At 65.3% G+C, this 26,164-nt stretch carries 26 protein-coding genes; 11 read left to right on the forward strand and 15 right to left on the reverse strand.

Translation table 11 applies throughout. The annotated features are described in order from the left end of the window. Window positions 1–14: 14 nt before the first annotated feature. From J2R80_RS16445 to J2R80_RS16455, 3 genes are all read left to right on the forward strand, one after another. On the forward strand, window positions 15–476 hold the full coding sequence (locus J2R80_RS16445) for an Lrp/AsnC ligand binding domain-containing protein (protein WP_038386239.1): 462 nt from the start codon (window positions 15–17) through the stop codon (window positions 474–476). 104 nt (window positions 477–580) lie between these two features. After that, the gene (locus J2R80_RS16450; protein ID WP_057019267.1) at window positions 581–1,204 is read left to right on the forward strand and encodes a hypothetical protein; all 624 of its coding nucleotides are present in this window, start codon (window positions 581–583) and stop codon (window positions 1,202–1,204) included. Window positions 1,205–1,413: 209 nt separating this feature from the next. Then, window positions 1,414–3,486: a tetratricopeptide repeat protein gene (locus tag J2R80_RS16455; RefSeq protein WP_253638897.1), complete on the forward strand. Its 2,073-nt coding sequence runs from the start codon at window positions 1,414–1,416 to the stop codon at window positions 3,484–3,486. Window positions 3,487–3,699: 213 nt separating this feature from the next. Here J2R80_RS16455 and J2R80_RS16460 read toward each other — a convergent pair whose 3' ends face one another. From J2R80_RS16460 to J2R80_RS16480, 5 genes are all read right to left on the reverse strand, one after another. Further along, window positions 3,700–3,900 carry a cold-shock protein gene (locus tag J2R80_RS16460; RefSeq protein ID WP_057019268.1) on the reverse strand — a complete coding sequence of 67 codons (201 nt, stop codon included), beginning with the start codon at window positions 3,898–3,900 and terminating at the stop codon, window positions 3,700–3,702. A 283-nt stretch (window positions 3,901–4,183) separates the two neighbouring features. After that, entirely contained in the window at window positions 4,184–4,495 is a 312-nt protein-coding gene (locus J2R80_RS16465) for a cytochrome c (protein ID WP_253638898.1), read from the reverse strand. Between the two features lie 11 nt (window positions 4,496–4,506). Further along, the gene (locus J2R80_RS16470) at window positions 4,507–5,706 is read right to left on the reverse strand and encodes a molybdopterin-dependent oxidoreductase (RefSeq protein ID WP_253638899.1); all 1,200 of its coding nucleotides are present in this window, start codon (window positions 5,704–5,706) and stop codon (window positions 4,507–4,509) included. Window positions 5,707–5,914: 208 nt separating this feature from the next. After that, complete coding sequence (locus tag J2R80_RS16475) at window positions 5,915–6,142, reverse strand: hypothetical protein (protein ID WP_229192994.1); 228 nt, start codon at window positions 6,140–6,142, stop codon at window positions 5,915–5,917. Window positions 6,143–6,305: 163 nt separating this feature from the next. Then, window positions 6,306–8,051, reverse strand: coding sequence for an adenylate/guanylate cyclase domain-containing protein (locus tag J2R80_RS16480; protein ID WP_375162584.1), 1,746 nt, complete (start codon window positions 8,049–8,051; stop codon window positions 6,306–6,308). A 220-nt stretch (window positions 8,052–8,271) separates the two neighbouring features. Between J2R80_RS16480 and J2R80_RS16485 the strand changes: the two genes are divergently transcribed. Beyond that, on the forward strand, window positions 8,272–9,813 hold the full coding sequence (locus J2R80_RS16485; protein ID WP_253640976.1) for a glycosyltransferase family 39 protein: 1,542 nt from the start codon (window positions 8,272–8,274) through the stop codon (window positions 9,811–9,813). 115 nt (window positions 9,814–9,928) lie between these two features. On the opposite strand, the gene J2R80_RS16490 is transcribed toward J2R80_RS16485, so the two are convergent. Further along, window positions 9,929–10,960 (reverse strand): YcjF family protein, encoded by a 1,032-nt coding sequence (locus tag J2R80_RS16490; RefSeq protein WP_057019271.1) that lies wholly within the window; start codon window positions 10,958–10,960, stop codon window positions 9,929–9,931. Then, window positions 10,957–12,420, reverse strand: coding sequence for a YcjX family protein (locus J2R80_RS16495; RefSeq protein ID WP_253638900.1), 1,464 nt, complete (start codon window positions 12,418–12,420; stop codon window positions 10,957–10,959). The genes J2R80_RS16490 and J2R80_RS16495 overlap by 4 nt, the downstream gene beginning before the upstream one ends. 194 nt (window positions 12,421–12,614) lie before the next feature. On the opposite strand from J2R80_RS16495, the gene J2R80_RS16500 reads away from it, so the two are divergent. Both J2R80_RS16500 and J2R80_RS16505 read left to right on the forward strand, forming a co-directional pair. Continuing rightward, window positions 12,615–13,310 carry a hemolysin III family protein gene (locus tag J2R80_RS16500; RefSeq protein WP_057019273.1) on the forward strand — a complete coding sequence of 232 codons (696 nt, stop codon included), beginning with the start codon at window positions 12,615–12,617 and terminating at the stop codon, window positions 13,308–13,310. Window positions 13,311–13,458: 148 nt separating this feature from the next. Continuing rightward, window positions 13,459–14,253, forward strand: a complete 795-nt coding sequence (locus tag J2R80_RS16505; protein WP_076830800.1) for an SDR family oxidoreductase — start codon at window positions 13,459–13,461, stop codon at window positions 14,251–14,253. A gap of 113 nt (window positions 14,254–14,366) precedes the next feature. Here the strand turns inward: J2R80_RS16505 and J2R80_RS16510 are convergent, their stop codons facing one another. Beyond that, entirely contained in the window at window positions 14,367–14,981 is a 615-nt protein-coding gene (locus J2R80_RS16510) for a TetR/AcrR family transcriptional regulator (RefSeq protein WP_229190944.1), read from the reverse strand. Window positions 14,982–15,072: 91 nt separating this feature from the next. Here J2R80_RS16510 and J2R80_RS16515 point away from each other — a divergent pair, with 91 nt between their 5' ends. Further along, entirely contained in the window at window positions 15,073–16,617 is a 1,545-nt protein-coding gene (locus J2R80_RS16515) for a 4-hydroxyphenylacetate 3-hydroxylase family protein (RefSeq protein ID WP_253638901.1), read from the forward strand. Between the two features lie 124 nt (window positions 16,618–16,741). Here the strand turns inward: J2R80_RS16515 and mdlC are convergent, their stop codons facing one another. The 4 genes from mdlC to J2R80_RS16535 form a co-directional block, all read right to left on the reverse strand. Continuing rightward, window positions 16,742–18,370: a benzoylformate decarboxylase gene (gene mdlC / locus J2R80_RS16520; protein WP_253638902.1), complete on the reverse strand. Its 1,629-nt coding sequence runs from the start codon at window positions 18,368–18,370 to the stop codon at window positions 16,742–16,744. Window positions 18,371–18,634: 264 nt separating this feature from the next. Continuing rightward, window positions 18,635–19,522: a BJP family subclass B3 metallo-beta-lactamase gene (gene blaBJP, locus J2R80_RS16525; RefSeq protein ID WP_225648158.1), complete on the reverse strand. Its 888-nt coding sequence runs from the start codon at window positions 19,520–19,522 to the stop codon at window positions 18,635–18,637. 128 nt (window positions 19,523–19,650) lie between these two features. Further along, window positions 19,651–20,034, reverse strand: a complete 384-nt coding sequence (locus tag J2R80_RS16530) for a tautomerase family protein (RefSeq protein WP_253638903.1) — start codon at window positions 20,032–20,034, stop codon at window positions 19,651–19,653. Between the two features lie 112 nt (window positions 20,035–20,146). Further along, window positions 20,147–20,644: a helix-turn-helix domain-containing protein gene (locus J2R80_RS16535; protein WP_156436432.1), complete on the reverse strand. Its 498-nt coding sequence runs from the start codon at window positions 20,642–20,644 to the stop codon at window positions 20,147–20,149. Window positions 20,645–20,766: 122 nt separating this feature from the next. Here J2R80_RS16535 and J2R80_RS16540 point away from each other — a divergent pair, with 122 nt between their 5' ends. From J2R80_RS16540 to J2R80_RS16555, 4 genes are read left to right on the forward strand one after another with little or no spacing between them, the layout of a single operon-like run. After that, on the forward strand, window positions 20,767–21,372 hold the full coding sequence (locus J2R80_RS16540) for a VOC family protein (protein WP_076830743.1): 606 nt from the start codon (window positions 20,767–20,769) through the stop codon (window positions 21,370–21,372). Between the two features lie 57 nt (window positions 21,373–21,429). After that, the gene (locus J2R80_RS16545; protein ID WP_253638904.1) at window positions 21,430–22,080 is read left to right on the forward strand and encodes an isochorismatase family cysteine hydrolase; all 651 of its coding nucleotides are present in this window, start codon (window positions 21,430–21,432) and stop codon (window positions 22,078–22,080) included. Continuing rightward, window positions 22,077–23,444, forward strand: coding sequence for an epoxide hydrolase family protein (locus tag J2R80_RS16550; RefSeq protein WP_057019282.1), 1,368 nt, complete (start codon window positions 22,077–22,079; stop codon window positions 23,442–23,444). Before J2R80_RS16545 ends, J2R80_RS16550 begins: the two co-directional genes overlap by 4 nt. A gap of 34 nt (window positions 23,445–23,478) precedes the next feature. Beyond that, window positions 23,479–23,772 carry a putative quinol monooxygenase gene (locus tag J2R80_RS16555; RefSeq protein WP_253638905.1) on the forward strand — a complete coding sequence of 98 codons (294 nt, stop codon included), beginning with the start codon at window positions 23,479–23,481 and terminating at the stop codon, window positions 23,770–23,772. A 19-nt stretch (window positions 23,773–23,791) separates the two neighbouring features. Here J2R80_RS16555 and J2R80_RS16560 read toward each other — a convergent pair whose 3' ends face one another. The 3 genes from J2R80_RS16560 to hisC all read right to left on the reverse strand — a co-directional run bounded on the left by J2R80_RS16560 (window position 23,792) and on the right by hisC (window position 26,117). Next, window positions 23,792–23,980, reverse strand: coding sequence for a hypothetical protein (locus J2R80_RS16560; protein ID WP_038386258.1), 189 nt, complete (start codon window positions 23,978–23,980; stop codon window positions 23,792–23,794). Between the two features lie 107 nt (window positions 23,981–24,087). Then, window positions 24,088–24,978: an MBL fold metallo-hydrolase gene (locus tag J2R80_RS16565; protein ID WP_253638906.1), complete on the reverse strand. Its 891-nt coding sequence runs from the start codon at window positions 24,976–24,978 to the stop codon at window positions 24,088–24,090. A gap of 86 nt (window positions 24,979–25,064) precedes the next feature. Beyond that, window positions 25,065–26,117, reverse strand: a complete 1,053-nt coding sequence (gene hisC, locus J2R80_RS16570) for a histidinol-phosphate transaminase (RefSeq protein ID WP_253638907.1) — start codon at window positions 26,115–26,117, stop codon at window positions 25,065–25,067. Window positions 26,118–26,164: the final 47 nt, after the last annotated feature.

A 26,164-nucleotide genomic window follows, 5' to 3' on the forward strand; every position in this document is an offset into this window, starting at 1 on the left:
GAATTACCGTAGATATGACAGAAATCGACAAGACTGACCGCAAAATCCTCTCGATCCTGCAAGGGGATGGCCGGATTGCCAATGTGGAGTTGGCGGAAAGGATCGGCCTGTCGCCGACCTCGGTCGGCGAACGGTTGAAGCGGCTGCAGCGCGACGGCTTCGTCGAGGGCTATGGCGCCCGGCTCAATCCGCACCGGCTCGGGCTTGGCCTGCTGGTGTTTGTCGAGGTGCTGCTCGACAAGACCACGCCCGATGTATTCGAGAAGTTCGCCAGGGCGGTCCAGACCGCGCCGGAAGTGCTCGAGTGTCACATGGTGGCCGGCGGCTTCGACTATCTGGTCAAGGCGCGGGTCGCCAACATGACCGCCTATCGCAGGTTTCTCGGCGAGACCCTGCTGGCGCTGCCGGGCGTGCGCGAAACGCGAACCTACGCGGTGATGGAGGAAGTCAAGCGCGACGCGCCGCTGCCGGTCTGATCCACAGCCATGCGCCGGATGTCTTGGCATCGCGACACGCCCGCGATAATCCTTTGGTCGAGTTGGGGCGGTGGTTCATGAAAGACGCTGATCAGCCGATACGAATGAAGCGGGCCGGATTTGCCGGCGCGCTTGCTGTGCTCATGCTGTCGTTGCCGTCGGCCATGCCGGCCCGCGCGGCCGAGCTCAGCTCCGGCATCCTGCAGCTCTACACCTCGGTCTCGATCTATCCGCCGTCGGCGACGGGGATGACCGTCTGTTACGGCTTCGTCTGCCGGCGTCGCGAGATGCTCGACTTCAGCGCAGCCGACCGGGCGGCTCTGGCCAAGATCATGGCCACGGGCCGCGCCAATGCCGCCGCCGAACGCGCGGCCGTGCAAAAGGCCGTGATCTGGTTCGACCGGCGCATGGGGCCGATCCTCGGCACCGACAAGCGCGTGGCGAAAGCGGATTTCCGCGCCAACGACGACAAACACAATTATGATTGCTGGGACACGACGCGGAACACGACCAGCCTGATGCTGGTGATGCAGGCGTGGAACCTGTTCAGGTTTCATGACGTTGGGGATCCCCACTACCGCGGATTTTCGTTGGTGCAAACGCCGCACAACACCGCCGTTCTCGTCGAGCGCGCGACCAAGGTGGAATGGGCGGTCGATCTCTGGCCCCGCGGCTATCTGCAACCGCCTGATGTCATGACCGTCGCCAAATGGGTGACGGAAGATTGAACGGCTGAGCGTCGCAGCTGCGCGTTCCGCGCTGTTCTATCCTCATTGATCGCAGGGATAGCGTTCCGCGCGACGCTGGGAACCGAATGCCAGGATTCGAACAATAGCTTCGCACGATATGGTTCCAAAAAATACGTTCAGTGCCGATCACCATAAGAACCAAGTGACGCGTTAACACCGGCAGCATTCGGTCAACCCGAGGCTACCATATGCGTTCACGTTCGATCTGCATTGATGCCGCCACCCGCGGCGTTCGTTTCCCAAAGCTGCTGGCGCTTGCGCTGCTACTTTGGCCCGTGCTCGCCGGTCCGGCCCGCGCGGGCGATGTCGAGGATTGCAGCGGGCCGCCGACGGACAAGGTCGAGGCGGCGTGCTCGGGCATCATCAACGATACCGCACGCTCCACGGAGGACCGCACCAAGGCCTTCACCGGCCGCTCGCGATTTGGCATCGCGCGCGGCAAGATCGATCAGGCCCTCAGCGATGCCGATGCAGCGGTGCAGCTGAATGGACAATTCGTGCCGGCGCTGATCGCGCGCGGTTATGTCCAGCAACGCAAGGGCAGCTTGGATCAGGCCCGCGCCGATTTCGATCGCGTGATCGAGCTCGAGCCGAAGAACCCGTTCGGCTTCCTGGCGCGCGGCAATCTGCGCGCCGACCAGCACGCCTGGAGCGATGCGATCTCGGATTACGACCAGGCGATCACGTTGCGGCAGGATCTTCCCGCTGCCCGTGTCGGGCGCGCGCGGGCCTATGTCGAAACCGGACAGCCCGATGCGGCGGTGGCCGACGCCAACACCGCGATTGCCGTCAACGCCGGCACGCCGAATGCATTCTACTGGCGAGGTCAGGCCCATCGCCGCAAGGGCGACATGGATAAAGCGATCGAGGATTTCTCGCGTGCGATCGCGCAGGCGCCGCAGGCCGAGCGCAACGCCTATTTCGCCCGTGCCCAGCTCTACAGCGCCAAGGGTGACTATGCCCGCGCGATTGCCGACTTCGACCGGTTGTTGGCGGTGCTTCCCGACAACAAGGAGATACAGCAGCAGCGCCAGCAGGCGGTCACGATGCAGGCCGAACTCGCCAAGGCAGCAGGCGGCGCCGCGCCGCCGCAGGCCGCACCGGCTCCAGGCGCGCCGCCGGCGCGGCCAGCCGGGCCGGCGGCGGGTAACCAGCAGGTCGAGCAGGCCAAGCAGCTCGTCGCACAGGGCAACTACGCGGGCGCCGTTGCCAATCTCACCCAGGTGCTGGGCGGCGATCCCCGCAACGAGGCTGCGCTGCGCCTGCGTGCACTGGCCTATTCAAAGCTCGGCCGGTCGGCGGACGCGCGCAACGATCTCAATGCCCTGCTCAAGGTCAAGCCGGACAATCCGCAGCTGCTGGCGGCCCGCGCGCTCAATGCCGCCGGCACGCGGCAGTTCGATCAAGCGATGGCCGACGCCGGCCGTGCCATCACGCTCGATCAGAACAATTCGTTGGCGTATCTGGCGCGTGGCCTCGTCAAGGCCGGCACCGGCAAGGTGCAGGACGCGCTCGCCGACTACGATCATTCGATCTCGCTCAATCCCAAGGAGACGCTCGCTTTCACAGAGCGTGGACTCGCCCATATCGGCCTCAATCAGCTCGACAAGGCGCTGCTGGATTTCGATCAGGCCCTGGCGCTGGTGCCGACCAATCTGATCGCCAAATCGTGGCGCGGCCTCGCGTTGATGCTCAAGGGCCGCGCAGATGAGGGACTGGTCGATATCGACGCTGTGCTGGAGCGAAGCCCGAACAATCCGACGGCACAGCTCGGCCGCGGGCTCGCGATGCTGACTTCCTCCCAGTACGACCGCGCCATCGCCGCCTTCGACCAGATCATCACGCGGGCGCCCAACGATGCTTTCCCGCATGTGCTGCGCGCCCGGGCCTATCTCGGGCTGAAGAAGCCGGATAACGCGATGAAGGATCTCAACTTCATCCTCTCTGCGCGGCCCGATTATCAGCCGGCGCTGACATTGCGCGGCATCACTTGGTCGGCGTTGCGCAACTACGACAAGGCGGTCGAGGATCTCGACCGGGCGATCGCGCAGAAGGAGACGGTTGAGGGCCTGTTCGCCCGCGCCAAGGCGCATGAGGCGCTCAACCATGTCGACAAGGCGACCGAGGACTTCCGCAAGGCCACGCAGCTCACCCCGTCAAGCGTGTTCGACGTGCTGGCGCAGGCCGAGTCGAAGCGCAAGGTTCAGCAGCTGTCGAAGCGGGTGCCGTGCGGCAACGGCCAGAGCGGCACGTGCCTGTGATGCTGCAATGCGCAGCCGCGCGCTTCCCGGCGCAAAAGGCTGTTGTCGGCGCGCGAGCGGTGGCCGCCGAAATAGTTCAACGCCATATAGTTCAACGCCATGGCGCGCGGGCATCGTGCCCGCCCCGCCGAACGTCACGTTGTCTGGTGTGTGGATCGGCCCCCACTCCCGGATGGCGTCCGAGAGTGCGCCGCCGGATCTGGCGCTGTGACGCTAGACCTTGAGATTTTCGGCTGACGTCTTGCCGCGATTTGCAATCTCTTCGTATTCAACCGACTGACCTTCGTTGAGGGTCTGAAGGCCAGCCTTCTGAACTGCTGAAATATGAACGAAAATGTCCTTGCCGCCCGATGCGGGCTGGATGAATCCATAACCCTTGGTCGGGTTGAACCACTTCACTGTACCTTTGGGCATTCCAGTCGTCTCCGCGGAATCAATCGAAAACAGACCAGTCGGTCCCCGCAAAAACCGGCTTGTCCGCAACGACAGGATAGCAGTTTGAAAAAAGCTGGGTAGATCAAACGACGGTGTGTTTTTGACCGGAAACAACCCGCTTTGCGGGGGTTTTACGCCGGATTGCCCGTTTCGTGGTCAATTGATGCGCTGCAAAAACGGATCGGTTCCGGTGTACCGAACTGGATCGATCGTCCCGCGCGCTGCCTTTTCGGCCGGCGCGCGGGGATCGACCGGCGGCGTCTCAATAGGTCGCGGAGAGGTATTCGACGATCTTGCCGACGTCGGCTTCGTCGATCGGCGCACCGTAGACCTTGATCATCTTGGTCACCTCGGCCTGCCAAAAATCCTTCTTGAACTTCTCGCCCTGCGGTTGGGTCTTGATGTAGTCGGCCGAGTGGCAGGCGGTGCAGTTGTTTTGCACCACCTCGAGGTTGGGACCTGACTTGAAGGCCGCGGTTTCCTCGGGGACCGTGTAGTTCACGGGCGCGGCGATGGCGGCGCCGATCGACAGCGCGGCGATCGCGGCGAGGGATGGAAGCAGCTTGCTGGTCATGATGCTTCTCCTCACGCTGCGGTGACGCGCACGGTTTCGACGACGTTGCGCAGATAGCCGGCCGGATTCCACAACGGATCCATCGGCTGGGTGTCGCCGGCATTGTTGGTGGCGCGCACCTTCAGCTCTGCGGGACCGGCCGCGAGCTTCACCGGCAACTTCCATTCGCGGAAGGCGTATTTGCCGAGGTCCTTGCCGAGCTTGGCCGGCGTCCAGCTCTTGCCGCCGTCGGTCGAGACCATCACCTCCTTGATGCCTTTACCGCCGTCGAAGGCAATGCCGCGCAGCATGGTGCGGCCGGCCTTCAGCTTGGCGCCGTCGGCAACGCTGGTGATGAACGAGCGCACCGTGAAGCGATTGATCGGGATCGTCGCCTTCGGTGCGGTGCCGGGCTCGACCGCATTGTTCGGCGTATCCGGTATCCGGTAGGCGGACTTCATCCAGAAGCCCTCGAACACGTTGTCGATCACGGTGATCTCGTTGAGGTGCTTCACCCAATAGGTGCCGTAATAGCCGGGCACCACGAGGCGGAGCGGGAAGCCGTTGAGGAAGGGCAGGTCCTCGCCGTTCATGCCCCAGGCCAGCATCACCTCGCCGTCGCGTGCGTGGTCGATGTCGAGTGCCTTGACGAAATCCGGCGTCTTGTCGCTGACCGGACCATCCATGCCGTTGAAGGTGACCTGCTTGGCTCCGGCCTGCACGCCGGCCATGTCGAGCACGGTCTTCAGCGGCACGCCGTGCCAGCGCGCGCAGCCCATCGCGCCGTTGCCGAGCTGGCCGCCGGCGACGCGCGGACTGAAGAAGCCGCGGCTGTTGCCGGAGCACTGGTTGACGGCAACGATATCGGTCGCCTTCAGCTTCCTGATGTCCTTCAGCGACAGCTTCAGCGGCTTGTCGACCTTGCCCTTGATCTCCAGCGTGAACTTGTCCGGATCGAGATTGTAGGGGAGGTCTGCCAGATGATAGCGCACGAAGAACGCATTGTTCGGCGTGATCGGGCCGTCGTTGAAGACCGCAAACGGCGTTTCCAGCTGCGGCGGGCGGGCGGTCAGGCCGATCATCGGGCGCTTTTGCGGGTAGCGCACCAGCGGGCGCTCGCCATTGCCAAAGGGCAGCGTCACGGTGTCGAGGGCGAATGCACCCCTTGATCCCAGCCCCGTCACCAAAGCGGCCAATCCGGCGCGCTTCATCAAGTCTCGTCGATCGAGCATTCCGCTTCCTCCGAAGCTGTTCTGTCGTGAGCCGGTCATCACCAGGCCCAGATTGCCTTGCGCGCCTTCGCATCGCGGAATGCGCGCTGTCCAAATGTCGCACCGGGGAACGGCAAGTCAATTGAGCTTTCGCAGCGTTGCGTCGCAACAACGAAAAGCCCCGGTCGCGTGGACGACCGGGGCGTTTCCATCCAAGTAGAACGTTCGATCAGTAGCAGACGTTCACGGTGCGATAGCGATAGCCGTAGGGCGTCAGCACCAGGCGGGTGGCGTAGCAGCCGGAGTCGACGAAGCCGACGGCAATGCCCGGGCCACCCCAGAAGTGATGGTGATGCGGATGCCAGAAGAACGGCTTGGCGGAAGCTGCGGTCGGCGCCAGCGCGGCGACACCGAGGGTTGCGGCAGTGGCGAGAGCGAGCGTGACTTTGCGAAACATGGTCTTCTCCTTCGGGTGCGCGTTGAGCTCTGTCGCGGCGCGGTTGCAGTGTTACCCATCGCCAGTCAGTCGCATCCGGCACCGGGCACGTTCGAGCATCTCTGCTGAACGCACCGTCGGATGTGCGGCAGGTCACATTGGGTTGGAGCGGAGATGAACCAGGTCAGGCCGCGACGGCACGCCGGTCGTCGACCAGCGTCGACAGGAGCTGCGTCTTTTCGACCGTGCGCACGGTCATCGGCTCGTTGCGGCCGCGGATCGCGACCTCCTGCGCCGGCAGGGCATCGTCGGCCAGCCCGGCGGTGACGCGCACCTCGTCCGAGATGATCGCCTCGCAGGCCAGCGCCTTGGTCATGTCCTGCAGCCGTGCCGCGACGTTGACGGCATCGCCGAGCGCGGTGAACACCATGTGGTCGCGATAGCCGATATCGCCGACGATCACCTCGCCGCCATGGATGCCAATGCCGAAGCGGATCGGCTCGCGCAGATCGTGGCTCAGGAATTGATTCAGCTCGTCGATATGGGTTGCGATCAGCGCCGCCGCGCGCAACGCCTGGCGGCAGGCCACCTGCCGGTCTGTGGCAAGCCCGAACAGCGCCAGCATGCCGTCGCCGATGAACTGGTTGGGCCGCCCGCCGGCCTCCAGCACCGCCTGCGACACCGCGCCGAGGAAGCGGTTGACGATGAACACGGTGTCGAACGGCAGCCGCTTCTCGGCAAGCTGGGTCGAGCCGCGCATGTCGACGAACATGCTGACCAGATAGCGCTCCTGGCCGACCCGTGCCGGATTGGCGGCGTGGGCGTTGGCCGATGTCGTGCTCGGCAGGAACAGCTGGAAGAAGTTCAGGTCGGCGGTCGGCCGCAACTGGCAGGCCAGCCGGATCGACGGATCGTCATTGCCGACCCGGTGCAGCACGAAGGCTTCGCGCGGCGAGGGCTCGGGCAATCCGGCGTGGTCGCCGATGATGCGAATGCGGCAGGTCGAGCAGCGTGCGCGGCCGCCGCAGACGCTCGCATGCGGCACGTTGTAGCGCAAACTTGCTTCCAGCACGCTCAATCCCTTCGGTACCCGCAGCGTGCGGCCGTTGCCGTAGGACAGCGCGATCATGCCGCCGCGGCGCTCCAGCAGGGCCCGCGCGCCGCGCGCCAGCAGCACGAGGCCGAGCAGGCCGAGATAGCCGATGGTCAGGCCGTCGGTGATCTTCTCGAGCGTGGTCCCCTGCGCCGCCGTGCCGAGCTTCTGCACCGACAGCTCCTCGCGCCGCCAGTCGGGATCCTGATAATCCGCCATCGTGGCGCGGCCGCCCTGGTAGATGCCGAGCATCGCCAGGGTCGGGATCAGCACCGCTCCAGCGAGCAGGAACGGCGCGGCGCGCTTGAAGAACGGACGCAGCCGCAGCCAGAGATACAGGCCGATGCAGCCATGTACCCAGGCGATCACCAGCACCGCCAGCATCTGCCACAGCCGGTTCGGCGAGGCGATGAAGAAGGTGTACAGCTCCTGTGGGTAGAGCTTCTCTTGCCCGTACAGGGTCTGGCCGAGCCGTACGCCGACGACGTGTGCGACGATCAGCATCGGGATGCTGAGGCCGAGCGTCAGCTGCAGCGGCTCGATCGCCTTCCAGTGGAACTCGCGGCGCTGATAGAGCGCCCAGATGCCGAGCCCAGTATGCACCAGGCAGGCGCTGTAGAACACGATCGCGACCGGCAGGAACTGCCAGAACTCGGTGTGGTAGTAGACCCCGATCGCCAGCGCCTCCGTCGAGATATTGCCGAGCGCGTGGTTGAGGAAATGGCTGGTCAGGTAGGCGAACATGATCGCCCCCGTGACGATGCGGACCTGCCGCAGGCCGATACCGCGGGCCATGTCCTGCAAGTGCTCGCGCGAGGGGGAGGCCATGTGATTCATGATCGGCAAGTCTAGTGGTTAATTCCCGCGCTGAACACCACCGCGGGTCCGGACCAGCCGTGAGAGCGGGCCGTGCGGCACGTTGACACTCCGTTAAGAGTCGAACAAAAAGCGCGCCGTGACGATAGCCCAAGCCGAACCCGGAGCCGATAACAACAGCGTTAAGCCGGCCCGTTCGCGCGCGCCGGACTGGCGGGGCGTCATCGCCGTGATCGTTGCCATGACCGCGATGCGGTTGGTCTACGCCCATGCGCTCGATCTGCGCACCGACGAGGCCTATTACTGGACTTGGTCGAAGGAAAACGTGCTGTCGTTCCTCGACCATCCCCCGATGGTCGCCTGGTTCATCCGCTTCGGCACCGCGATCCTCGGCGACACCAATCTCGGCGTCCGCCTCGGCGGCATCGTCGCGATGCTGGCCACCCAGCTCCTGCTCGCCGACATCGTCCGCCGCGTGACGGACAACAACGTCCGCGCCGTGATGCTGGCGTTGCTGCTGCCGGAGGCGGCGCTGTATTACGGCCTCTTGATGGCAAAGGTCGCGCCGGATACGGCGCTGATCCCGTTTTCGGTGGCGATGCTGTGGTCGCTGGTACGGCTTGCGCAAAGCGGTGACGGGCGCTGGTGGCTCGCCGCGGGGTTGTTTGCCGGGCTGGCGCTGCTGTCGAAATTCACCGCGATCATGTTCGCGCCGGCGGTGCTCGCCTTTGCGCTGGTGCCGGATTGGCGCTGGCGCTGGCTGCGCAGCCCGTATCCGTATCTTGCCGCGCTGATCGCGATCGTTGTGTTCTCGCCGGTGCTGATCTGGAATGCCGAGCACGACTGGGCCTCGTTCCGCTTCCAGGCGGTGCGCGCCACCGCCGAGCGCGCCTTCACGCTGCGCACCGTCGGCGAATTCGTCGGCATGCAGTTCGGCCTCGTCGGCTTCGTGCTGCTGCCGGTGACGCTGTTCGGCACCGCGCTGACGGCATGGCGCGGCTATCGCAAGCGCGAGCCGGTTGCGATCCTGCTGGCGACCGCAGTCTTGGTGCCGTTCATCTACTTCCTCTGGAAGTCCTTGACGCTGCGGGTCGGCGACACCTGGCCGATGTTTTTGTGGCCAGCCGGATTTGCGGCGGTCGCGATCAACGTCACGCGGATGCCGTTCGAGGGCTGGTCGGTCGGGCTCATCAAATCGACGGTGTATTGGGCGCGGACCGCGATCACATCAGGCATCGTGTTCGTCGTCTGCGTCTTCCTCTACTACATGTTCGCGCCGTGGAATCTGATCGGCCGCACCGATCCGATCGGCACCGAGGCGGGCTACGATGTGGTGGCTGCGCGCACGCTGGCGCAGGTTGAGGCGACCGGCGCGACCTGGGTCGCGACCACGGATTATCGCACCTATGCGATGCTGCGCTGGTTGCTGCGCGGGAAGGTGACGGTCATCGAAATCAACGAACGCGGCCGCTTCCAGGGCTTTGCCGATCCCGGCGTGAGCAAGATCCGCGATCACGCCGGCATTTATGTCGGGCGCGAGCCCGAGAACAATCTGCCGCTGTGGAGCGAGACATCAGCGGTGCGCCAGCCGCTGGAGCGCGTGACGCGCAGCTGGCGCGGCATGGTGATGGACACCTATGCGCTGGAGAAGATCAGCGGCTGGACCCCCGATCTGTCGCCGCCGCCGGACACCACCTTCTTCCGCTGGCGCGTGCTGGCCTCCTCCTTCTCCCCGCTTGCGGGGACGAGACGATCAGAGCTCGCTCTGCGAAGGTCGGGATGAGGGGGAGTCTCCACGGGGACGGCGAGAGTTGGTCTCGCGGAGACTCCCCCTCACCCGAAATTTGCGCTTCGCGAAAATTCCGGCCTCTCCCCGCAAGCGGGGCGAGGCAAGCACCTCATTCCTCTTCCTCGCGCTTGCGGATCAGGTCTTTCGCGAGATCCGTCAGCGCCGGGCGCGGCAGGGCGTTGAAGGGAAGCGGGCGGGTGACGTCGATCGCGGCGAGGCCGAGCCGGGCGGTCAACAGGCCGTTGAGCATGCCTTCGCCGAGGCGTTGTGACAGTTTTGCAGCGATGCCGTGACCGAGCATCTGCTGGATCAGGCTGTCGCTGGCCGCCATGCCGCCGGTGATCGCGAGATGCGCGATGACGTGGCGCAGCAGGCGGATCATGCCGAGCGCGCCGGGCCGGCCGCCATAGAGCCGCGCCAGCTGCCGGATCATCCGCAAGCTCGCCACGAACACGAACAGCACGTCGAACAGCGCGCGCGGGCTGACCGCGGTGACGACCGAGACGCGCTGCGCGGCGGTCGATACGAGCCGTCGCGCTTCCTCATCGAGCGGTGTCATCAACTCGCGCTCGGCGAGGCGGATCATGTCGGCGCCGTCGATGATGTCGTCGGTGTGGCTCTGCAGCGCGCTGCGGGCGCGAGCGAGCTGCGGGGTCTGGTGCGCGAGCTTGAGCAAATCGGCAACGATCGCGCGGCTCGCGGCCCGGTCGTCGCTGATCAGCACCTCGGCGGCGCGCAGATGCAGCTTCTCGATCGTCGCAAGCCTTGCCAGGCCGACGAGCTCGCGCGTGGTCACGACGGCGAGCGCAACCGCGGCGATGACGGCGAGTCCCAGCCCGAGGACGCCGAGGCCTTCATTGCGTGCGAACAGGTCCTCGACCAGGTTGAGGACGCCAAGCCCGGTGCCGAGCACCACGAGGCCCGCGACCGCGCTCCAGAACAGCGTGCCCCAGCGGAAGCCGCGGCGCGCCGGCACCAGCGGCGTATCGACCGGGACCGGGAGCTGCGCGGGCTCGGCCTCGGGCACGATCTGGATCGTGCCGCGGGTGAGGCGGCTGCCGTCATCCGGATCCATCACGACCACGCCGGGATCGTCGAGCTTGAACGTCGCCGGCCGCCGCGGGGGCGTCTTCTCGTTCATTGCAGTTTGTCTCCGATCAGGAACTGGAGGGCGCGGTCAAGGCGGATGTGAGGCAGCACCGGCTCTGCATCGCCGTTTCGTTCCAGCTTTGGCGGACGGAAGCGCAGGAAGCGGTAGTCTACGGCCTCGGTGTCCGAGCTTGAGAGGCCGCGGAAACCGCCGTTGAACAGCTCCTCCGGATTATCGGGCAGGTCGCCCGGAAAGGTCGCAACTTCCGTCTCGCCGTCGAGCCGCTCGCCATTGGCGACCTCGCCCGGCGCCGGCGTGCCGAGGATCGACGGCAGCCGGTCGCGCCCGCGCTGGACCTGCGCCTCGCGCGTGGCGCGCACCGCGGCGAGCGCGACGACGTCGATATCGGCGCCGGCATATTCGGCGCGCTCGGCGGCCTTGGCCACGATCCGCCGCAGCACGGCCTCCAGCCGGTCGTGGCTCTGGTGGTGCAGATGGTCGGCCTTGGTGGCCGCGAACAGGATGCGGTCGATGCGCGGCCGGAACAGCGCGCTCAGGATCGTGCTGCGGCCGATCCGGAAGCAGTCGAGAATGCCGGCGAGTGCGGCCTCGAGATCGTGCAGCGCCTCGGGGCCGGCATTGAATGCGGCGAGCGCATCGGCCAGCACGATCTGGCGGTCGAGCCGCGCGAAATGGTCGCGGAAGAACGGCCGCACCACGACGTCCTTGTAGGCTTCAAAGCGCCGCCGCATCATCGCCCATAGCGAGCCGTCACCCGCGCTGCCGCCTGCGGGCACGTCGAGCGGCGCAAAGGTGAGTGCCGGCGTGTCGGCGAGATTGCCGGGCATCAGGAAGCGGCCGGGCGGCAACAGGCTCATCGCGAAGCGCTCGTCGCGGCAGGCGCGCAGATAGTCGGTGAACAGGCGTGCTTCGGTGAGCGCGGCCTGCTCGTCCTCTTTGGCTTCGGGCTTCAGCGTCGCGAGATGCGCGTGCCAGGACGTCGCGAGTTTTGCGCGCAGCGGCTCGCGCGACAGCGCAAGGCTCTCCGCCGACCATTGCTCGTAGCTCTTGTTGAGCAGCGGCAGGTCGAGCAGCCACTCGCCGGGATAGTCGACGATATCGAGGGTCAGCGTGCGGTCCGCGCCATTTTGCCGCTGATACTCGATCACGAGACGGAGCTCGGAGATGTCGGTGGTCGAGCTCGGCCAGCGTCGCTCCTCGACCAATGTCCGGACATGGTTCTCATAGGCGAAGCGCGGCACCGCATCGTCGGGCTGCGGGGCGAGATAGGCGCGCGCGATCCGCCCCGAGGCATAGGCCTCGAACACCGGGAAGCGGCCGCCGCGGGTCAGGCCGTGCACCAGCGCGGTGATGAACACGGTCTTGCCGGCGCGCGACAGGCCGGTGACGCCGAGCCGCACCGTCGGGTTGAAGAAGCCCTCGCCATAGTCGAGCAGCGCCCGCGCCGAGAGACGGGCTTCCTCGACGATATCAGTGAAGCTGGGGGGCATGGAGGGTTAACGAAAACCCGGCAGGAGGGACCAAAAGGGGCGGGCGATCACCCGCAAGGTGGCGATTATCGGGCCAAAATCAAGCTTCACATTTCCGGCGCCTTTGCAGGCGAGGGGTTGTCGGGGGGCAGGGGAATTGAACGCGTCAGACCACCCGCGCTACCCATCGTCCATCGGCCCACGGGAAAGCCTGCATGACGGTCTTCCGCCTGAAGCAACTTGCCTCGACCTCGATCCACGCGGCCGGCGCCGCGCTGTGGAACTACGACCGTGCCGAGCTGATCGCCGACGGCGTCGTCCATCTCGTCGGCGTCGCTTTCGGGCTGGTCGCCGCCACCGCGCTGATCGTGCTGACCGCGGTCTATGCCGGCCCGTTCGACATCGCCGTGGTGTCGGTCTATGTCGCCGGCCTGCTCGCGATGCTGGTGCTGTCGGCGACCTATAATCTGTGGCCGGTGTCGCGCGCCAAATGGGTGCTGCGGCGCTTCGATCATTCCGCGATCTATCTGCTGATCGCCGCGACTTACACGCCGTTCATCGTGGAACTGAAGGACAGCACCTTCGCGATCGCGCTGCTGGTCGGGGTGTGGTGCGTGGCGATCGTCGGGATCTGGCTCAAGCTGCGCTATCCCGGCCGCTTCGACCGACTCTCGATCGGGCTTTATCTCGCGATGGGCTGGAGCGGCATCATGCTCTACGACCGCGTCGTGAAGGCACTGCCGGCGATGGCGCTCGGCTTCGTGCTGGCCGGCGGCATCCTCTACAGCCTGGGCGTGATCTTCCACTCCTGGCGGCGGCTGCGCTTCCAGAACGCGATCTGGCACTGCTTCGTGCTGCTCGGGGCCGCCTGCCACTACACGGCCGTGTTCGACGTCGTGTTGGCGAGCTGAGGGGTCCGCCAGCGTTACGCACAGGGCCGGGCCGGCCTCGCGAAAAGATCATGCATCGGCAAAAGATGGGATATCATGATCCCTCTGTTTGAACATGAGACCGGCTCTCCGGATCATGCGCTGAAATCAAGATATCGGGAGGATGGCCATGCAGGTGGCAGGTAAGGTTGTGGTGGTCACCGGCGGTGGCAATGGCATCGGCAAGGCGCTGTGCGAGGCGTTCCATGCCGCGGGCGCATCGAAGGTCGTGGTCGTCGACCTCGATCATGGCGCGGCCGAGAAGGTCGCGGCCACGGTCGGTGGTGCCGCCTTCAAATGCGACGTCGGGCAGGAGAAGAACATCCTGCATGTGATCGACGAGACCGAGCGCATGTTCGGCCCGATCGCGCTGTTCTGCTCCAATGCCGGCATCGGCGGCGGCTTCGATCCACTGTCGGTGAACGCCGGCGGCACCTCGGACGAGCCGTGGTCGCGGAGCTGGGCGATCCATGTGATGGCGCATGTCTATGCCGCGCGGCATCTGGTGCCGCGCATGAAGACGCGCGGCGGCGGCTATTTCCTCAACACGATCTCGGCCGCGGGCCTCTTGTCGCAGGTCGGCAGCCCGGCCTATTCGACCACCAAGCACGCCGCGGTCGGCTTTGCGGAAAACCTCGCGATCTCGCACCGCGCCGACAACATCAAGGTCTCGATCCTCTGCCCGCAGGGCGTCGACACCAACATGCTGCGCTCGATCCCGAAGGGCCCGCAATCCGGCGACGGCGATCTTTCCGCCGAGCAGGTCGCGCAGGATGCACTCAAGGGCATCGAGCAGGAGACCTTCCTGATCCTGCCGCATCCGCAGGTGCTCGGCTACATGCGCAAGAAGACCGAGAATTACGACCGCTGGATCGGCGGCATGGCCAAGATCCAGGCCAAGATGCGGGAAGCGCACGGGAAGTGAGACCTGTAGCCCGGATGGTGCGAAACGTAATCCGGGTCGAACGTGCGCGCGTGAATCCCGGATTTCGCTGCGCTTCATCCGAGCTACGATATCGGCCGCGCAACTGAGGCGCCTCACTCCTTTGCGATCTGTGCGATCCTGTCGCGCAGATAGGCATCCATCAAATCGGGTGCCGAGGCGCCGAACATCCTGATGCGGCCGGTGTGCAATAGCAGCAGGAGGCCGGTCGCATGCGCGAAGCAGTCCACCATCACCGTGTTCGCCTTCGACCTGGAGGCGCCGAGCGCCTCTGCGGCTTCGGCAATCGGATGCAGCGCCGCCTCCAGCGCGGCGTTCAGCGCGTGATCGCGGTCATGGCCGAGCCCGGCCGGCTTCATGCCGCCGCGGAACAAGTAGAAGCCGAGATCGAGGTCGCGCGGGTTCTCCGCGTAATAGCGGAAGAAGCCCATGCCTGCTGCGTGCAGCTTCTGCTTGGCGCCGCGCGTCGTCGCGACCGCCGCACTGACGGCTTCGCCGAGCGAGGCCAGCGATTGCCGCAGCACCTCGGCGTAGATCGCCTCCTTGGAATCGAAATGGAAATACAGCGCCGCCGGCGTGTAGCCGGCCCGCGTCGCGATCGCCCGCAGGCTCGCGCCCTCGAGGCCTTCCTCCGCGAACACGCTGCGCGCCGCGTCGAGGATCAGCTCCCGCTTGTGGCGGCTGACCGCTTCCTTCCTGCTCTCGCGCATCTGCATGGCCCGGCAAATCCGTTCTTGACTCAATTCTAACAGCGTTAGATAATTTAACAGTGTTAGAATAAATGAGCAAGGGAGAAGCGCCATGCTGATGACGGCTGCGGACTACCGGGAATCCCTGCGCCGCTACAAACCGCGTGTGTTCATCAACGGCGCGGCCGTTGCGAGCGTCGCGGACGAGCCGTTGCTGGCGCCCGGCGTGGCAGGCGTCGGCGTGACCTATGATTTCGCGCTACAGCCCGAGCATGTGCCGATCATGACGGCGCGGCAGGGTACCTCGGGCAAGACCGTCAACCGCATGCTCCACATCGATCGGAGCTCGCAGGACCTGCTCGACAAGCTCGAGGCGGTGCGGCTGGTGTGCAGGACGTCGGGCTGCGCGCAGCGCTACCTGACCCATGATGCGCTGAACGGTCTCTTTCAGGCGACCAGGCTGACCGACGATCGCCACGGCACCGATTACAGCCAGCGCTTCCTCAACTATCTGCACGAGGTTCAGGACCAGGATCTGACGCTCGGCATCGCCATGACCGATGCGAAGGGCGACCGCTCCAAGCGTCCCGGCCTGCAGGCCAATGCGGACGTCTACGTCCATATCAAGGAGCGCCGGCCCGACGGCATCGTGATCCGCGGCACCAAGGCGATCGTGACCGGCGCGCCTTACATGCACGAATTCCTTGTCATGCCGTGCCGCACCCATGTGCCTGTCGACAAGGATTTTGCCGTCTGTTGCGCCGTGCCGGTCGATGCGCCCGGCGTCACCATCGTCGCGCGTCCGGCCGGCCGGCCCGGCGATGCCGCGGCGAAATTCTCGGCGAAGTACGGTCAGTCGGTCGGCGTCGTGATGTTCGACGACGTGTTCGTGCCGCATGACCGCGTGTTCCTCGCCGGCGAGACCGAGGAGGGCGGCTTCCTCACCACCTCCTACGCGACGCATCACCGGCATTCCTGCATCGGCGCCCGCGCCGGCTTCGGCGATCTCCTGATCGGCGCCGGCGCGCTGATGATCGAGGCCAACGGGCTCGATGCCGAGAAGCATGCGCATATCCGCGAGGCGATGGTCGAGCTGATCACCATCACCGAGAGTTTCTATGCCTGCGGCGTCGCCTCCTCGGTCTACTGCACGAAGGATCCGGCGGGCTCGGTGATGCCGGATGCGGTGTTCTCCAACATCGGCAAGCTGCTGCTGGCGACCAAGATCTACGACATGCACCGCGTCGCGCATTACGTCTCCGGCGGGCTGATCGTCGCGCTGCCGGGTCCCGACGAGGATCACAATCCGGAAACGCGCGCCTCGCTTGCCGCTGTCATGGGCGGACGTCCCGATATCCCGGCCGAGCAGCGCGCCGAGGTGGCGCGGCTGATCGAGGACCTCACCGTCTCGCACGAAGCCGGCTGGTATTCAGTGATCTCGTTGCACGGCGGCGGCTCGCCGGAGGCGATGAAGCGCGAGATCTGGCGCAACTATCCGGTGATGGAGAAGGCCGAGCTGGTCGAGAATTTGCTCGGCCGCGACCTCGTCGACAAGGGACAACGGGTGTCGAAGCAGCCCGGACGCTGCTGCGCCTCCGGCTGCGAGGTGCCGACGCCGTCAGCGGCGCCCATGCTCGGCGATCCAATGCCCTCGTAATAAGGTTGCGAATATATGTCCAGCCGTCATTGCGAGGAGCGGCAGCGACGAAGCAATCCATATCTCCACTTGCCGAAAGATGGATTGCTTCGCTTCGCTCGCAATGACGTGGCGAGATTGCCGCTCAGCTCTTTTGCGTGTAGAGCAGCGGCACCGCGGAATCGACCATCACCTCGATCAGGCTGGTGCCTTGATGCGACAGCGCGCGCTGGTAGGCGCCGGCGAGCTCGGCTGATTTCGTCACTCGCACGGCGTCGCAGCCCAGGCCTTCGGCGAGCTTGACGAAATCGATGCCGGGCAGATCGAGGCCCGGCACGTTGCGCACCTGCATCACCTGGCTGAACGAGCGCATCGCGCCGTAGCCGGAATTGTTCAGCACGACGACCGTCAGCGGCAGCTTGCGCTGCGCCGATGTCCACAGCGCCTGGATCGAATACATCGCCGAGCCGTCGCCGATCAGGCAAACCGTGCGTCCCTGACGTCGACCGAGCGCCATGCCGACCGCTGCCGGCAGGCTGTAGCCGAGGCCGCCGCTCGCCATGGTGTAGAAGCTGTCCTGGCCGTGCATCGGCATCGCCTTCTGCATCAGCGGGCGATGCGACGGTATTTCCTCGACCAGCGCATCATACGGCCCCATCGCGGCCGAGAGCGCATGCAGCGCGTATTCGGCAGGGATCGGGTCGCCGGCGGCCGGAGCCGGCGGCAGGACACGGCCAGCCGGCGCGGTGCGTTTCGTCTCAAGCAGCATCTCGAGCAGCGCTGTCAGCGCGGGCTTCATGGTCGCGACGATGCTGTGGCCGGTCGGCGTCATCGCGGCGGCGTCCGGATCGTCGGTGATCTGGAAGATCGTGGTCGAACCGTCGAAGATCGCGGCATGGCCCTCGACATGGAAGGTGAAGACCGGCGCGCCGACCACGACGACGAGATCGTGATCGCGCAGCGCATCGGAGAGCTGGCCCGGCGCGGCATGCAGGAAGCCTGCAAACTGCGGATGCCGTTCGGGGAACGAGCAGCGCGCCGAGAACGGGCTGGCCCAGACCGCGGCTTTTGATTTCTCGGCGACCTTCACCATGAGATCGACTGCCTCGGCCCGATCGACGGCCGGGCCGACGACGAGGGCAGGGCGCTTGGCCTCGCCGAGCGCGGCCGCCAATGCCTGCATCGCCGACAGGTCGGGGCCGATCTCGCGGCTGACCTGGCGCGCGTCGAGCGGCTGCGTCGCATGCGCCCAGTCGTCGATCGGCACCGAGACGAAGGTCGGCCCGCAGGGCGGCTGCATCGCGACATAATAGGCGCGCGCGATCGCGGCAGGCACGTCCTCGGCGCGCGCCGGCTCGACCGCGAATTTCACGTAAGGCCGTGGGAATTCGGAGGCCCGCTCGGCATAGAGGAAGGCCTGCAGCGGAATGATCGAGCGTGCCTGCTGGCCCGCGGTGATCACCAGCGGGGTCTGGTTGCGATAGGCGTTGTAGATGTTGCCGAGCGCGTTGCCGACGCCGGCCGCCGAATGCAGATTGACGAAACCGGCATTGCGCGTCGCCAGCGCGTAGCCGTCGGCCATGCCGACGACGGATGCCTCCTGCAGGCCGAGCACGTAGTCGATGTCGTCGGGCCAGTCGCTCAGGAACGGCAGCTCGGTCGAGCCGGGATTGCCGAACACCTTCTTGATGCCCCATGCGCGAAGCAGGCCGAAGGTGGCATCCTTGACGGTGACAGTCTTGCCTTTGCTGGCGGCGGGTTTGCGCGAGGACATCGGGCGGCTCCCATTTCTGTCTTGTTACGTTCCGTCATTGCGGGCGGCAAAAGCGGAAAGGCAATCCACCTGTCGATGGATTGCCTGACGATGTCAAGCCGCTGCGCGCATAGTTGCCGCGGCAACGGCTGCAAATTTGCGTAGGCGGCTATCCCGTCATCCTGAGGAGCGCGCTTGCGCGCGTCTCGAAGGATCGACGGCCATGGCGGGGCCGTTCATCCTTCGAGACGCGCTACGCGCTCCTCAGGATGACGGGGTGACTACCTAATTGGCCTTCTGCAGCGCAGCGGTCTGCTTGGCGAGCTGCTTGTCGAAATCCTGCTCCAGCCCGGCCACGTAGGTGGCATTTTCGCCCGGCTTGACGAACGGGTTCGGCGCGCCGTCCTTCATCTGCGCCCGCTTGGCCTGCATGGCGTAGACCTCCGGATGCGGCCCGAGCAGCACGTCGACCTTCATCGCCTTGACCTTGGTGAAGGTCGAGCGGTAGTCGTCGACGATGCCGGGATAGGTCGGACGGCCGACCAGCCGGTTCAGCGCCACCGTTCCGCTGCAGAAGAACAGCACGTTGCGCGCCTGGCTGCCATCCTTGACCGTGATCTCCCAGCTGGTGCAGCCGGGCGAATGGCCGGGGGTGGTGTGCGCTGTCAGCGTGACATCGCCGAGCGTCACCTTGTCGCCTTCCTTGACGGTGCGGTCGACCTTCACCGGCGTAAAGGCGAGATCGGCGTTGTTCTCGTCGCCCGGATAATAGCCGCCCTCGAGCAGGGGCTTGTCGCGCTCGCCGGCGATCAGTTGCGCGCCGGTCTCCTTCTTGATCTCGGCAAAGCCGCCGGTGTGGTCGAGATGGGCGTGGGTGTTGAGGATGATCTTGATGTCGCCCTCCTTGAAGCCGAGCTTGGCGATGTTGTCCTTGATCATGCCGGTCGACTGCTGCATCGCCGTGTCCATCAGGATCAGCCCTTGCGACGTCTTGATGATGTAGACCGCGATCCCGTCAGTGCCCACGTAGTAGATATTGTCGATGAGCTGGAACGGCTCGAACGGCGCGGTCCATTTCTTCATGACAACAGCCATGAAGTCCTTGAGCGTCTGTGCCTGCGCACCGGTTGCGATCAGCGTGAGCGCGCACAGCGCGGCTGCGATCGTCCTCATGGTTGCCTCCCTGTTTGTTGTTGTTCGTGCACGGGCGGCACTATGCGTGCTGGCGACGCCGGCCGCAAGCTGCGGACGGCAAGCCGCAGGGCTGACGGCCGTCCGTCCGGCGCATTCCTGTTCTGCGTTCAGCTTGCGTATTGGGCGATGCCGTGACCGAACGACCAGTTCTCCTTGGCGACCTCGACGAGGTTGATGACAACATCGTCCGGCCGTCCCTGCAGCTGGCTCTGATAGTCGTCCACGATCTGCTTGTAGAACGCCTTCTTCATCTCGACGGTACGCCCGGCATTCATGGTGATCTGGATGAAGATGAGATCGTCGCTGTAGGTATTGCCGAGATAGTTGTCGGCGTAGTTCAGGTCGCCACGGTCGTGCTCGGTGATGACCTGAAACTTGTCATTCTCGGGCACGTTGATCACCTCGCGCATCGCCTTGTAGACGATCTCGCCCAGCGTCTTGCGATATTCGGCGGACTTGCCGCGCTTCAGGTCGATGCGAACGAATGGCATGGTGGTCTCCTGTGTTGTGCGAGGCTCGGCCGGATCGGCCCCGTGTGATCGAGACGCTGCGGCGGTGCGAAGGCTCTCGCGTCGTCCGCTTGCGCCGGCGGCGTCGGGGAATTCAGCGGGTCGCCTTGAAGGCCTCCCAGCGCGCATCTCGCTCTCTTTGGTATTTGGGAGTTCGCTCGCCCACCATGTCGGCGCGATGAACCGGCTCGCCGCAGGACTCGCAGACCGGACCGAGCCCGGCCGGCTTGCCGCAGACGCGATGGGTGTAGTTCATTGCGCGGCCTTCCCGCGGTGACTTGCACCAGGTCTCGCCCCAGGCGCGCAGCGCCATCAGCACCGGAAAGAACGCGTCGCCCTTCTCGGTGAGGTGATATTCGTGGCGCAACGGGCGTTTGTTGTAGACGCGCCGCGTCACCAGGCCGTCCGCTTCCAGCTTTTTCAGCCGTGCCGTGATCATCTGCGGCGTGCCGCCGGACTGCGCCTGAATCTCCTCGAAGCGATGATTGCGCGCGAACAGTTCGCGCAGAACCAGTACTGTCCAGCGGTCGCCCACGACGGTTTCGGCGCGAGCGACAGGACAGAGCGTTTGGTCAGCCGTGTTGTCCTTCATTTTCGTCATCACGTTTTCTTCATCAGGCTTGAGACTATGATTTTCATAGTAATATGACCCGACATCATCGCAAATGCAATGGGCCGTCGATGGCCCGATCTGTCATCGCCAAGGAGTGAGCCATGACCACCGAACCGGGGCCGACAGCGGCCAAAGTCGATTTGAAGCTCGAGGTCGTCGTCATCCCCGTCTCGGATGTCGATCGCGCCAAGCGCTTCTATCAGGACCTGGGCTGGCGGCTTGATGCCGACTTCGTCAGGCCCGACGGCTCGCGCGCCGTGCAGCTAACGCCGCCGGGTTCGCCGACGTCGATCCATCTCGGCTCGGGACCCGCGCTGCCGCGCTTCCTGATCGTCAATGATATCGAAGCGGCGCGCGCCGAGCTGATCGCGCGTGGCGCCGATGTCAGCGAGGTGTTTCACCGCGGCGCGGAAGGCCGCATCAAGGGGCCGGACCCGGAGCGGCCGAGTTACGGGTCGCTCGCCACGTTCAATGATCCCGACGGAAACGTCTGGCTGCTGCAGCAGGTGACGCAACGCCTGCCCGGGCGATTCGACGGCAACAGTACGAATTTCTCCTCATCGGCTGATCTTGCTGCCGCGCTGCGCCGCGCCGCTATGGCCCATGGCGAGCACGAGAAGCGAACCGGCGGCCACGATGCGAACTGGCCCGATTGGTACGCCGAGTACATGGTCCGCGAACAGGCCGGCAAGCCGCTGCCCGAGTGAACGGAGCTCGTCATTGAAGCAAATCCAACCGGCCGCCTGATAGCCAAGGAGCGATCGATGTCCCAGATCACCTATCCACGCGAGCGGACCGCGCTGCTCCTCGTCGATCCTTACAATGATTTCCTCTCCGAGGGCGGCATGGTCTTTCCGCGCATCAAGCCTATCGCCGACGAGGTCGGGCTGCTCGACAATCTGCGCCAGCTCGACGGCGCGGTCCGGGCCGCCGGCATCCAGGTGGTGATCGTCCCGCACCGTCGCTGGGAGCCGGGCGATTATGAGGATTGGGATCATCCCAATCCGACTCAACGCTTGATCATGCAGCGCCATAGCTTTGCGCGCGGTGAATGGGGCGGGGAATGGCATCCGGACCTTGCGCCCAAGCCTGGCGACGTGATCGCCCAAGAGCATTGGGGGCAGAGCGGGTTCGCCAACACCAATCTCGATTTCCTGCTGGAGCAGAAGGGCGTCACGCATGTGATCGTGGTCGGGCTGCTGGCCAACACCTGCATCGAATCGACCGCCCGCTTCGCGATGGAGCTCGGCTACCACGTGACGCTGGTGCGCGATGCCACCGCCGCCTTCTCGCACGACATGATGCACGCCGCTCACGAGCTGAATGGCCCGACCTACGCCCATTCCATCCTGACAACCAAGGAGGTGATCGCGGCGTTGCCGGCGGCCTCTCATTCCAAGGAGACTGTCAAATGAGCGCGCCATCGAAGACGCCCGTTGCAATTGCGATAAGCCAATCGACCCAGGAAGCGATCGACCAGGACCGGCGCAGGCTGCTGACGGGCGCGGCGTTGGGCCTGGCTGCTGCCGGTGCTGCCAGCCTGTTCCCCGCGCATCCCGCCGCAGCGGCCACCAGCGATGCGATCCGCCCGTTCCGCGTCGACATTCCCGAGGAAGACCTTGTCGATCTTCGCCGCCGTTTGGCCGCAACCCGATGGTCCGACAAGGAAACCGTCAATGACGACTCCCAGGGCGTCCCGCAGGCGATGCTGCGCGATCTCGTCCGCTACTGGCAGACCGACTACGACTGGCGGAAGGTGGAGGCGCGGCTCAACGCCCTGCCGCAGTTCATCACCGAAATCGACGGGGTGAACATTCACTTCATTCACGTCCGCTCGAAACATGACAATGCGCTGCCGCTGATCGTCACGCATGGCTGGCCGGGTTCGGTCATCGAGCAGATGAAGATCATCGACCCGCTGACCAATCCCACCGCGCATGGCGGCAGTGCGTCGGACGCGTTCCATCTCGTGATCCCGTCGATGCCGGGCTACGGCTTCTCCGGCAAGCCGACCACGGTCGGCTGGGATCCCCAGCGCATCGCACGGGCCTGGGTGCAATTGATGAAACGGCTCGGTTACAGCAAGTTCGTGGCGCAGGGCGGTGACTGGGGTTCGCCGGTCTCCAATGAGATGGCCAAGCTTGGTGCGCCGGAGCTGCTCGGCATCCACGTCAATCTGCCCGGTGTCGTTCCGCCCGAGGTCTTCAAGGCGGTCATCACCGGCGGCCCTGCGCCGGACAATATGTCGGCGGAGGAGCAGCACGCCTTCGACCAGATCAAGCTTCAATTCGCGAAACGGCGGGCCTACGCGCAGATCATGGGCACGCGCCCGCAGACGCTTGCGGCCTTTGCGGATTCGCCGGCCGGCCTCGCCGCCTGGCTGCTCGATCACGGCGACGGCTATGCCCAGCCGGCCTCCGCGATGCAATCAGCTGTGCTCGGGCGCGAGGTCAACGGGCATTCCGCCGGCGCACTGACCCGCGACGACGTGCTCGACAACATCACGCTCTACTGGCTGACCAACACGGCGATCTCTTCGGGCCGCCTGTACTGGGAAAACAAGACCAACCTTTATCTGCCTGCCAATGTCGCGATCCCCGCCGCGGTGACCGCATTTCCCGGCGAGAGCTTCGTGGCGCCGCGGAGCTGGGCGGAGAAGGCCTATCACAAGCTGATCTACTTCCATCAGGCTGAAGCCGGCGGCCACTTCGCCGCATGGGAGCAGCCCGACATCTTCAGCAGGGAAATTCGCGACGCGTTTCGGCCGCTCCGCAGCTGATCTGACGTGCAAAAGAACCGAAGGCGGATTCGTCATGTCGAAACTTGCACTGATCGCCACCGTCGAGGTAGCGCCGGAGAAGCGCGATCACGCGCTGTCGCTGCTGTCAGCGCATGGCGCCCGGTCGCTCAGGGATGAACCGGGCACACTGAATTTTGAGATCCTGGTGCCGCGCGAGGATGCCGCCAAGCTCTTGATCTACGAGGTCTATCAGGATGACGCCGCGTTCGAGGCGCACCGCAATGCGCGGTCGATCGCGCAGTTTCGCGAGGAGAGCGCAGGGCTCGGCATCAAGATATCAGCGACGCGGTGCACGCCTGCCGCCTAGGGAGCTGCCGCGAGCGGCGTTACGCCTTGAGGCAGGCGCCGCGCTCGGACAAAACCTTCTCGGCCTTCGGCGTCAGCTCGTAGAGGTCGCCGTCCTTGGCGACGTATCCCTCCCTGATGAGCCGGTCGACTTCGCCTTGCACGTCGTCGGCGAAGGCAATGGATTGGGCGATGTCGCAGAGAACCGCGACCTGTTCGTCTCTAAGCATGGCGTCCTCCGTCAGGGCGGGGAACGCGCAAGCCGGCATTCGGTTCCAAGGGGCCGGATGATACACCCGGCTTTCACCCGGTGAGCTGTGGCTCCGGGTGTTGCATCTTACCCATGCCGCGCGTCGAGTACCGGTGCGTAGCCACCACCGTCCCGACGAACATGAGCACAGCGTGGGCCGCGGAAGTGGGCGGGTATGACGAGGCGGCCGCTGTCCGCAGCCTCTTCCAGGATCTTCGTCCTCGTCTCGCGCGCGAGCTGCGGGTTGGCACAGGATGATGTCGACAGATCGGGCTGGAAGATCTGCACCGGATTGTGCACGGCATCGCCGCAAAAGATCGCGCGATGTTGTGCGTAGTCTACCATCAGCCCCATCTGGCCGCTGGTGTGGCCCGGCAGCGGGACCAGCCGCAGGCCCGGTCCCAACTGATGGCCATCGTCGACCAGATCGACACGGCCTGCCTCGACGATCGGGATGACGCTCTGCTCCAGGGCGCGGGCGTGGATCGGCGGGGCACGCCCGGCATTATGCTGTGTCATCCAGTCGGCAAGCTCGCGGCGGCCGAACAGATACCGCGCGTTAGGAAAGGTCGGCTGCCAGCGGCCGTTGTCCTGGCGCGTATTCCAGCCGACGTGATCGACATGCAGATGGGTGCAGAATACGACGTCGATGCCGGCCGGGTCGATGCCGCTCGCGCGCAGCCGATCAAGGAAGCCGCTGCCGCGCCGCCGATGCCAGGCCGGAATCTCGGGGATGTCCTTCTGCTCGCCGATGCAAGCGTCGATCAGCAGCGTTCGGCCGCCGGTTCGCACCACAAAACTCTGGATCGCGTGTTTCGCGAGCCCGCGGGCGAGGTCGATGAACACCGGCTCCAGCGTGGCACGATGCGCTTCGATCAAGCCGCGATCGTATCCGGGCAGGAATTCGGCGAGCGGAAGGCCGAAATCGTCGTCGTCGACGATGACGTCGACGGTTGCGTCGCCGATCGCAAATCGCATGACCGCTCCTTCCCGGAGAACCGTGCATCCCAACGCGCGGTCACTATGCAGGGTGGCGCCGTCGATCGCAAGTTGGTGAACGGCTATCAGACCATGCCGCGCAGCAGGCCGATCAGGCGGCCGCACTCATCGTCGGTGCCGACCGTGATGCGCAAAAAGTCCTCGATCCGCGGCTTTTGAAAATGCCGCACCAGCACGCCGCGCTCGCGCAACCTCGCGGCGAGATCGGCGCCGCGATGGCTGGGATGGCGGGCGAACACGAAATTCGCCTGCGACGGCAGCACCTCGAACCCCAGCTCAATGAGGCTGCGGACCAGCGCCTCTCTGCTCCTGATGATGCGTTGCCGCGTCTCCTCGAACCACGCCTCGTCCTCGATGGCGGCGACCGCGCCGGCGATCGCGAAGCAGTCCAGCGGATAGGAGTTGAAGCTGTCCTTGACGCGCTCCAGCGCCTCGATCAGCGGGCGTTGGCCGATGGCGAAGCCGACGCGCAAGCCGGCCAGCGCGCGCGATTTGGAGAGCGTCTGGATGACGAGCAGATTGTCGCGGCGCGCGACCAGCGGCACGGCGCTCTCGGCGCCGAAGTCGACATAGGCCTCGTCGACCACCACGAGCCGGTCGGGATGCTCGGCGAGCAGCGCCTCGATCGCGGCGCGCGGCAGCGCGGTGCCGGTCGGTGCGTTGGGGTTGCACAGCAGGATTGCGCTGCCGGGCCGCCGGTAGTCGGCAAGCTGCACGCGCATCGCGGCGTCGAGCGGCACTTGCTCGCAGCTGACGCCATAGAGGCGGCAATAGACCGGGTAGAAGCTGTAGGTGATGTCGGGAAACAGCAGCGGCGCGTCGTGCTTCAGCAGCGCCGGGAAAGCGTGGGCCAGCACCTCGTCCGAGCCATTGCCGACGAACACCTCGCCCGCCGTGACGCCGTAGCGTCTCGCGATCGCCTCGCGCAGCGCGGTTGCGCGCGGATCAGGGTAGAGCCGCAGGCGATCCGTGGTCGCCGTGATCGCCGCCACCGCGCGTGGCGACGGCGGGTAGGGATTTTCGTTGGTATTGAGCTTGATGAGGCCGTCGATCTTCGGCTGCTCGCCGGGCACGTATGGCGACAGATTGTGGACGACCGAACTCCAGAAGCGACTCATGATCTGCGACCCAGGATTGAAAGCGATCACAATAAGGAATACGAGGC

Origin of the sequence: Bradyrhizobium sp. USDA 4541 (genome assembly GCF_024171085.1) — a bacterium.
Lineage (GTDB): Bacteria > Pseudomonadota > Alphaproteobacteria > Rhizobiales > Xanthobacteraceae > Bradyrhizobium > Bradyrhizobium australafricanum.

What these genes read in the sequence shown, in the direction of transcription:
- blaBJP (WP_225648158.1), bottom strand. Translation starts at nt 19,522, where the DNA reads ATGAGGACGATCGCAGCCGCGCTGTGCGCGCTCACGCTGATCGCAACC.
- J2R80_RS16535 (WP_156436432.1), bottom strand. Translation starts at nt 20,644, where the DNA reads ATGAAGGACAACACGGCTGACCAAACGCTCTGTCCTGTCGCTCGCGCC.
- J2R80_RS16565 (WP_253638906.1), bottom strand. Translation starts at nt 24,978, where the DNA reads ATGCGATTTGCGATCGGCGACGCAACCGTCGACGTCATCGTCGACGAC.
- J2R80_RS16515 (WP_253638901.1), top strand. Translation starts at nt 15,073, where the DNA reads ATGCTGATGACGGCTGCGGACTACCGGGAATCCCTGCGCCGCTACAAA.
- J2R80_RS16495 (WP_253638900.1), bottom strand. Translation starts at nt 12,420, where the DNA reads ATGCCCCCCAGCTTCACTGATATCGTCGAGGAAGCCCGTCTCTCGGCG.
- J2R80_RS16470 (WP_253638899.1), bottom strand. Translation starts at nt 5,706, where the DNA reads ATGCTCGATCGACGAGACTTGATGAAGCGCGCCGGATTGGCCGCTTTG.
- J2R80_RS16500 (WP_057019273.1), top strand. Translation starts at nt 12,615, where the DNA reads ATGACGGTCTTCCGCCTGAAGCAACTTGCCTCGACCTCGATCCACGCG.
- J2R80_RS16480 (WP_375162584.1), bottom strand. Translation starts at nt 8,051, where the DNA reads ATGAATCACATGGCCTCCCCCTCGCGCGAGCACTTGCAGGACATGGCC.
- J2R80_RS16445 (WP_038386239.1), top strand. Translation starts at nt 15, where the DNA reads ATGACAGAAATCGACAAGACTGACCGCAAAATCCTCTCGATCCTGCAA.
- hisC (WP_253638907.1), bottom strand. Translation starts at nt 26,117, where the DNA reads ATGAGTCGCTTCTGGAGTTCGGTCGTCCACAATCTGTCGCCATACGTG.
- J2R80_RS16560 (WP_038386258.1), bottom strand. Translation starts at nt 23,980, where the DNA reads ATGCTTAGAGACGAACAGGTCGCGGTTCTCTGCGACATCGCCCAATCC.
- J2R80_RS16510 (WP_229190944.1), bottom strand. Translation starts at nt 14,981, where the DNA reads ATGCGCGAGAGCAGGAAGGAAGCGGTCAGCCGCCACAAGCGGGAGCTG.
- J2R80_RS16550 (WP_057019282.1), top strand. Translation starts at nt 22,077, where the DNA reads ATGAGCGCGCCATCGAAGACGCCCGTTGCAATTGCGATAAGCCAATCG.
- J2R80_RS16555 (WP_253638905.1), top strand. Translation starts at nt 23,479, where the DNA reads ATGTCGAAACTTGCACTGATCGCCACCGTCGAGGTAGCGCCGGAGAAG.
- mdlC (WP_253638902.1), bottom strand. Translation starts at nt 18,370, where the DNA reads ATGTCCTCGCGCAAACCCGCCGCCAGCAAAGGCAAGACTGTCACCGTC.
- J2R80_RS16490 (WP_057019271.1), bottom strand. Translation starts at nt 10,960, where the DNA reads ATGAACGAGAAGACGCCCCCGCGGCGGCCGGCGACGTTCAAGCTCGAC.
- J2R80_RS16450 (WP_057019267.1), top strand. Translation starts at nt 581, where the DNA reads ATGAAGCGGGCCGGATTTGCCGGCGCGCTTGCTGTGCTCATGCTGTCG.
- J2R80_RS16530 (WP_253638903.1), bottom strand. Translation starts at nt 20,034, where the DNA reads ATGCCATTCGTTCGCATCGACCTGAAGCGCGGCAAGTCCGCCGAATAT.
- J2R80_RS16485 (WP_253640976.1), top strand. Translation starts at nt 8,272, where the DNA reads ATGACCGCGATGCGGTTGGTCTACGCCCATGCGCTCGATCTGCGCACC.
- J2R80_RS16540 (WP_076830743.1), top strand. Translation starts at nt 20,767, where the DNA reads ATGACCACCGAACCGGGGCCGACAGCGGCCAAAGTCGATTTGAAGCTC.
- J2R80_RS16505 (WP_076830800.1), top strand. Translation starts at nt 13,459, where the DNA reads ATGCAGGTGGCAGGTAAGGTTGTGGTGGTCACCGGCGGTGGCAATGGC.
- J2R80_RS16460 (WP_057019268.1), bottom strand. Translation starts at nt 3,900, where the DNA reads ATGCCCAAAGGTACAGTGAAGTGGTTCAACCCGACCAAGGGTTATGGA.
- J2R80_RS16475 (WP_229192994.1), bottom strand. Translation starts at nt 6,142, where the DNA reads ATGTTTCGCAAAGTCACGCTCGCTCTCGCCACTGCCGCAACCCTCGGT.
- J2R80_RS16465 (WP_253638898.1), bottom strand. Translation starts at nt 4,495, where the DNA reads ATGACCAGCAAGCTGCTTCCATCCCTCGCCGCGATCGCCGCGCTGTCG.
- J2R80_RS16545 (WP_253638904.1), top strand. Translation starts at nt 21,430, where the DNA reads ATGTCCCAGATCACCTATCCACGCGAGCGGACCGCGCTGCTCCTCGTC.
- J2R80_RS16455 (WP_253638897.1), top strand. Translation starts at nt 1,414, where the DNA reads ATGCGTTCACGTTCGATCTGCATTGATGCCGCCACCCGCGGCGTTCGT.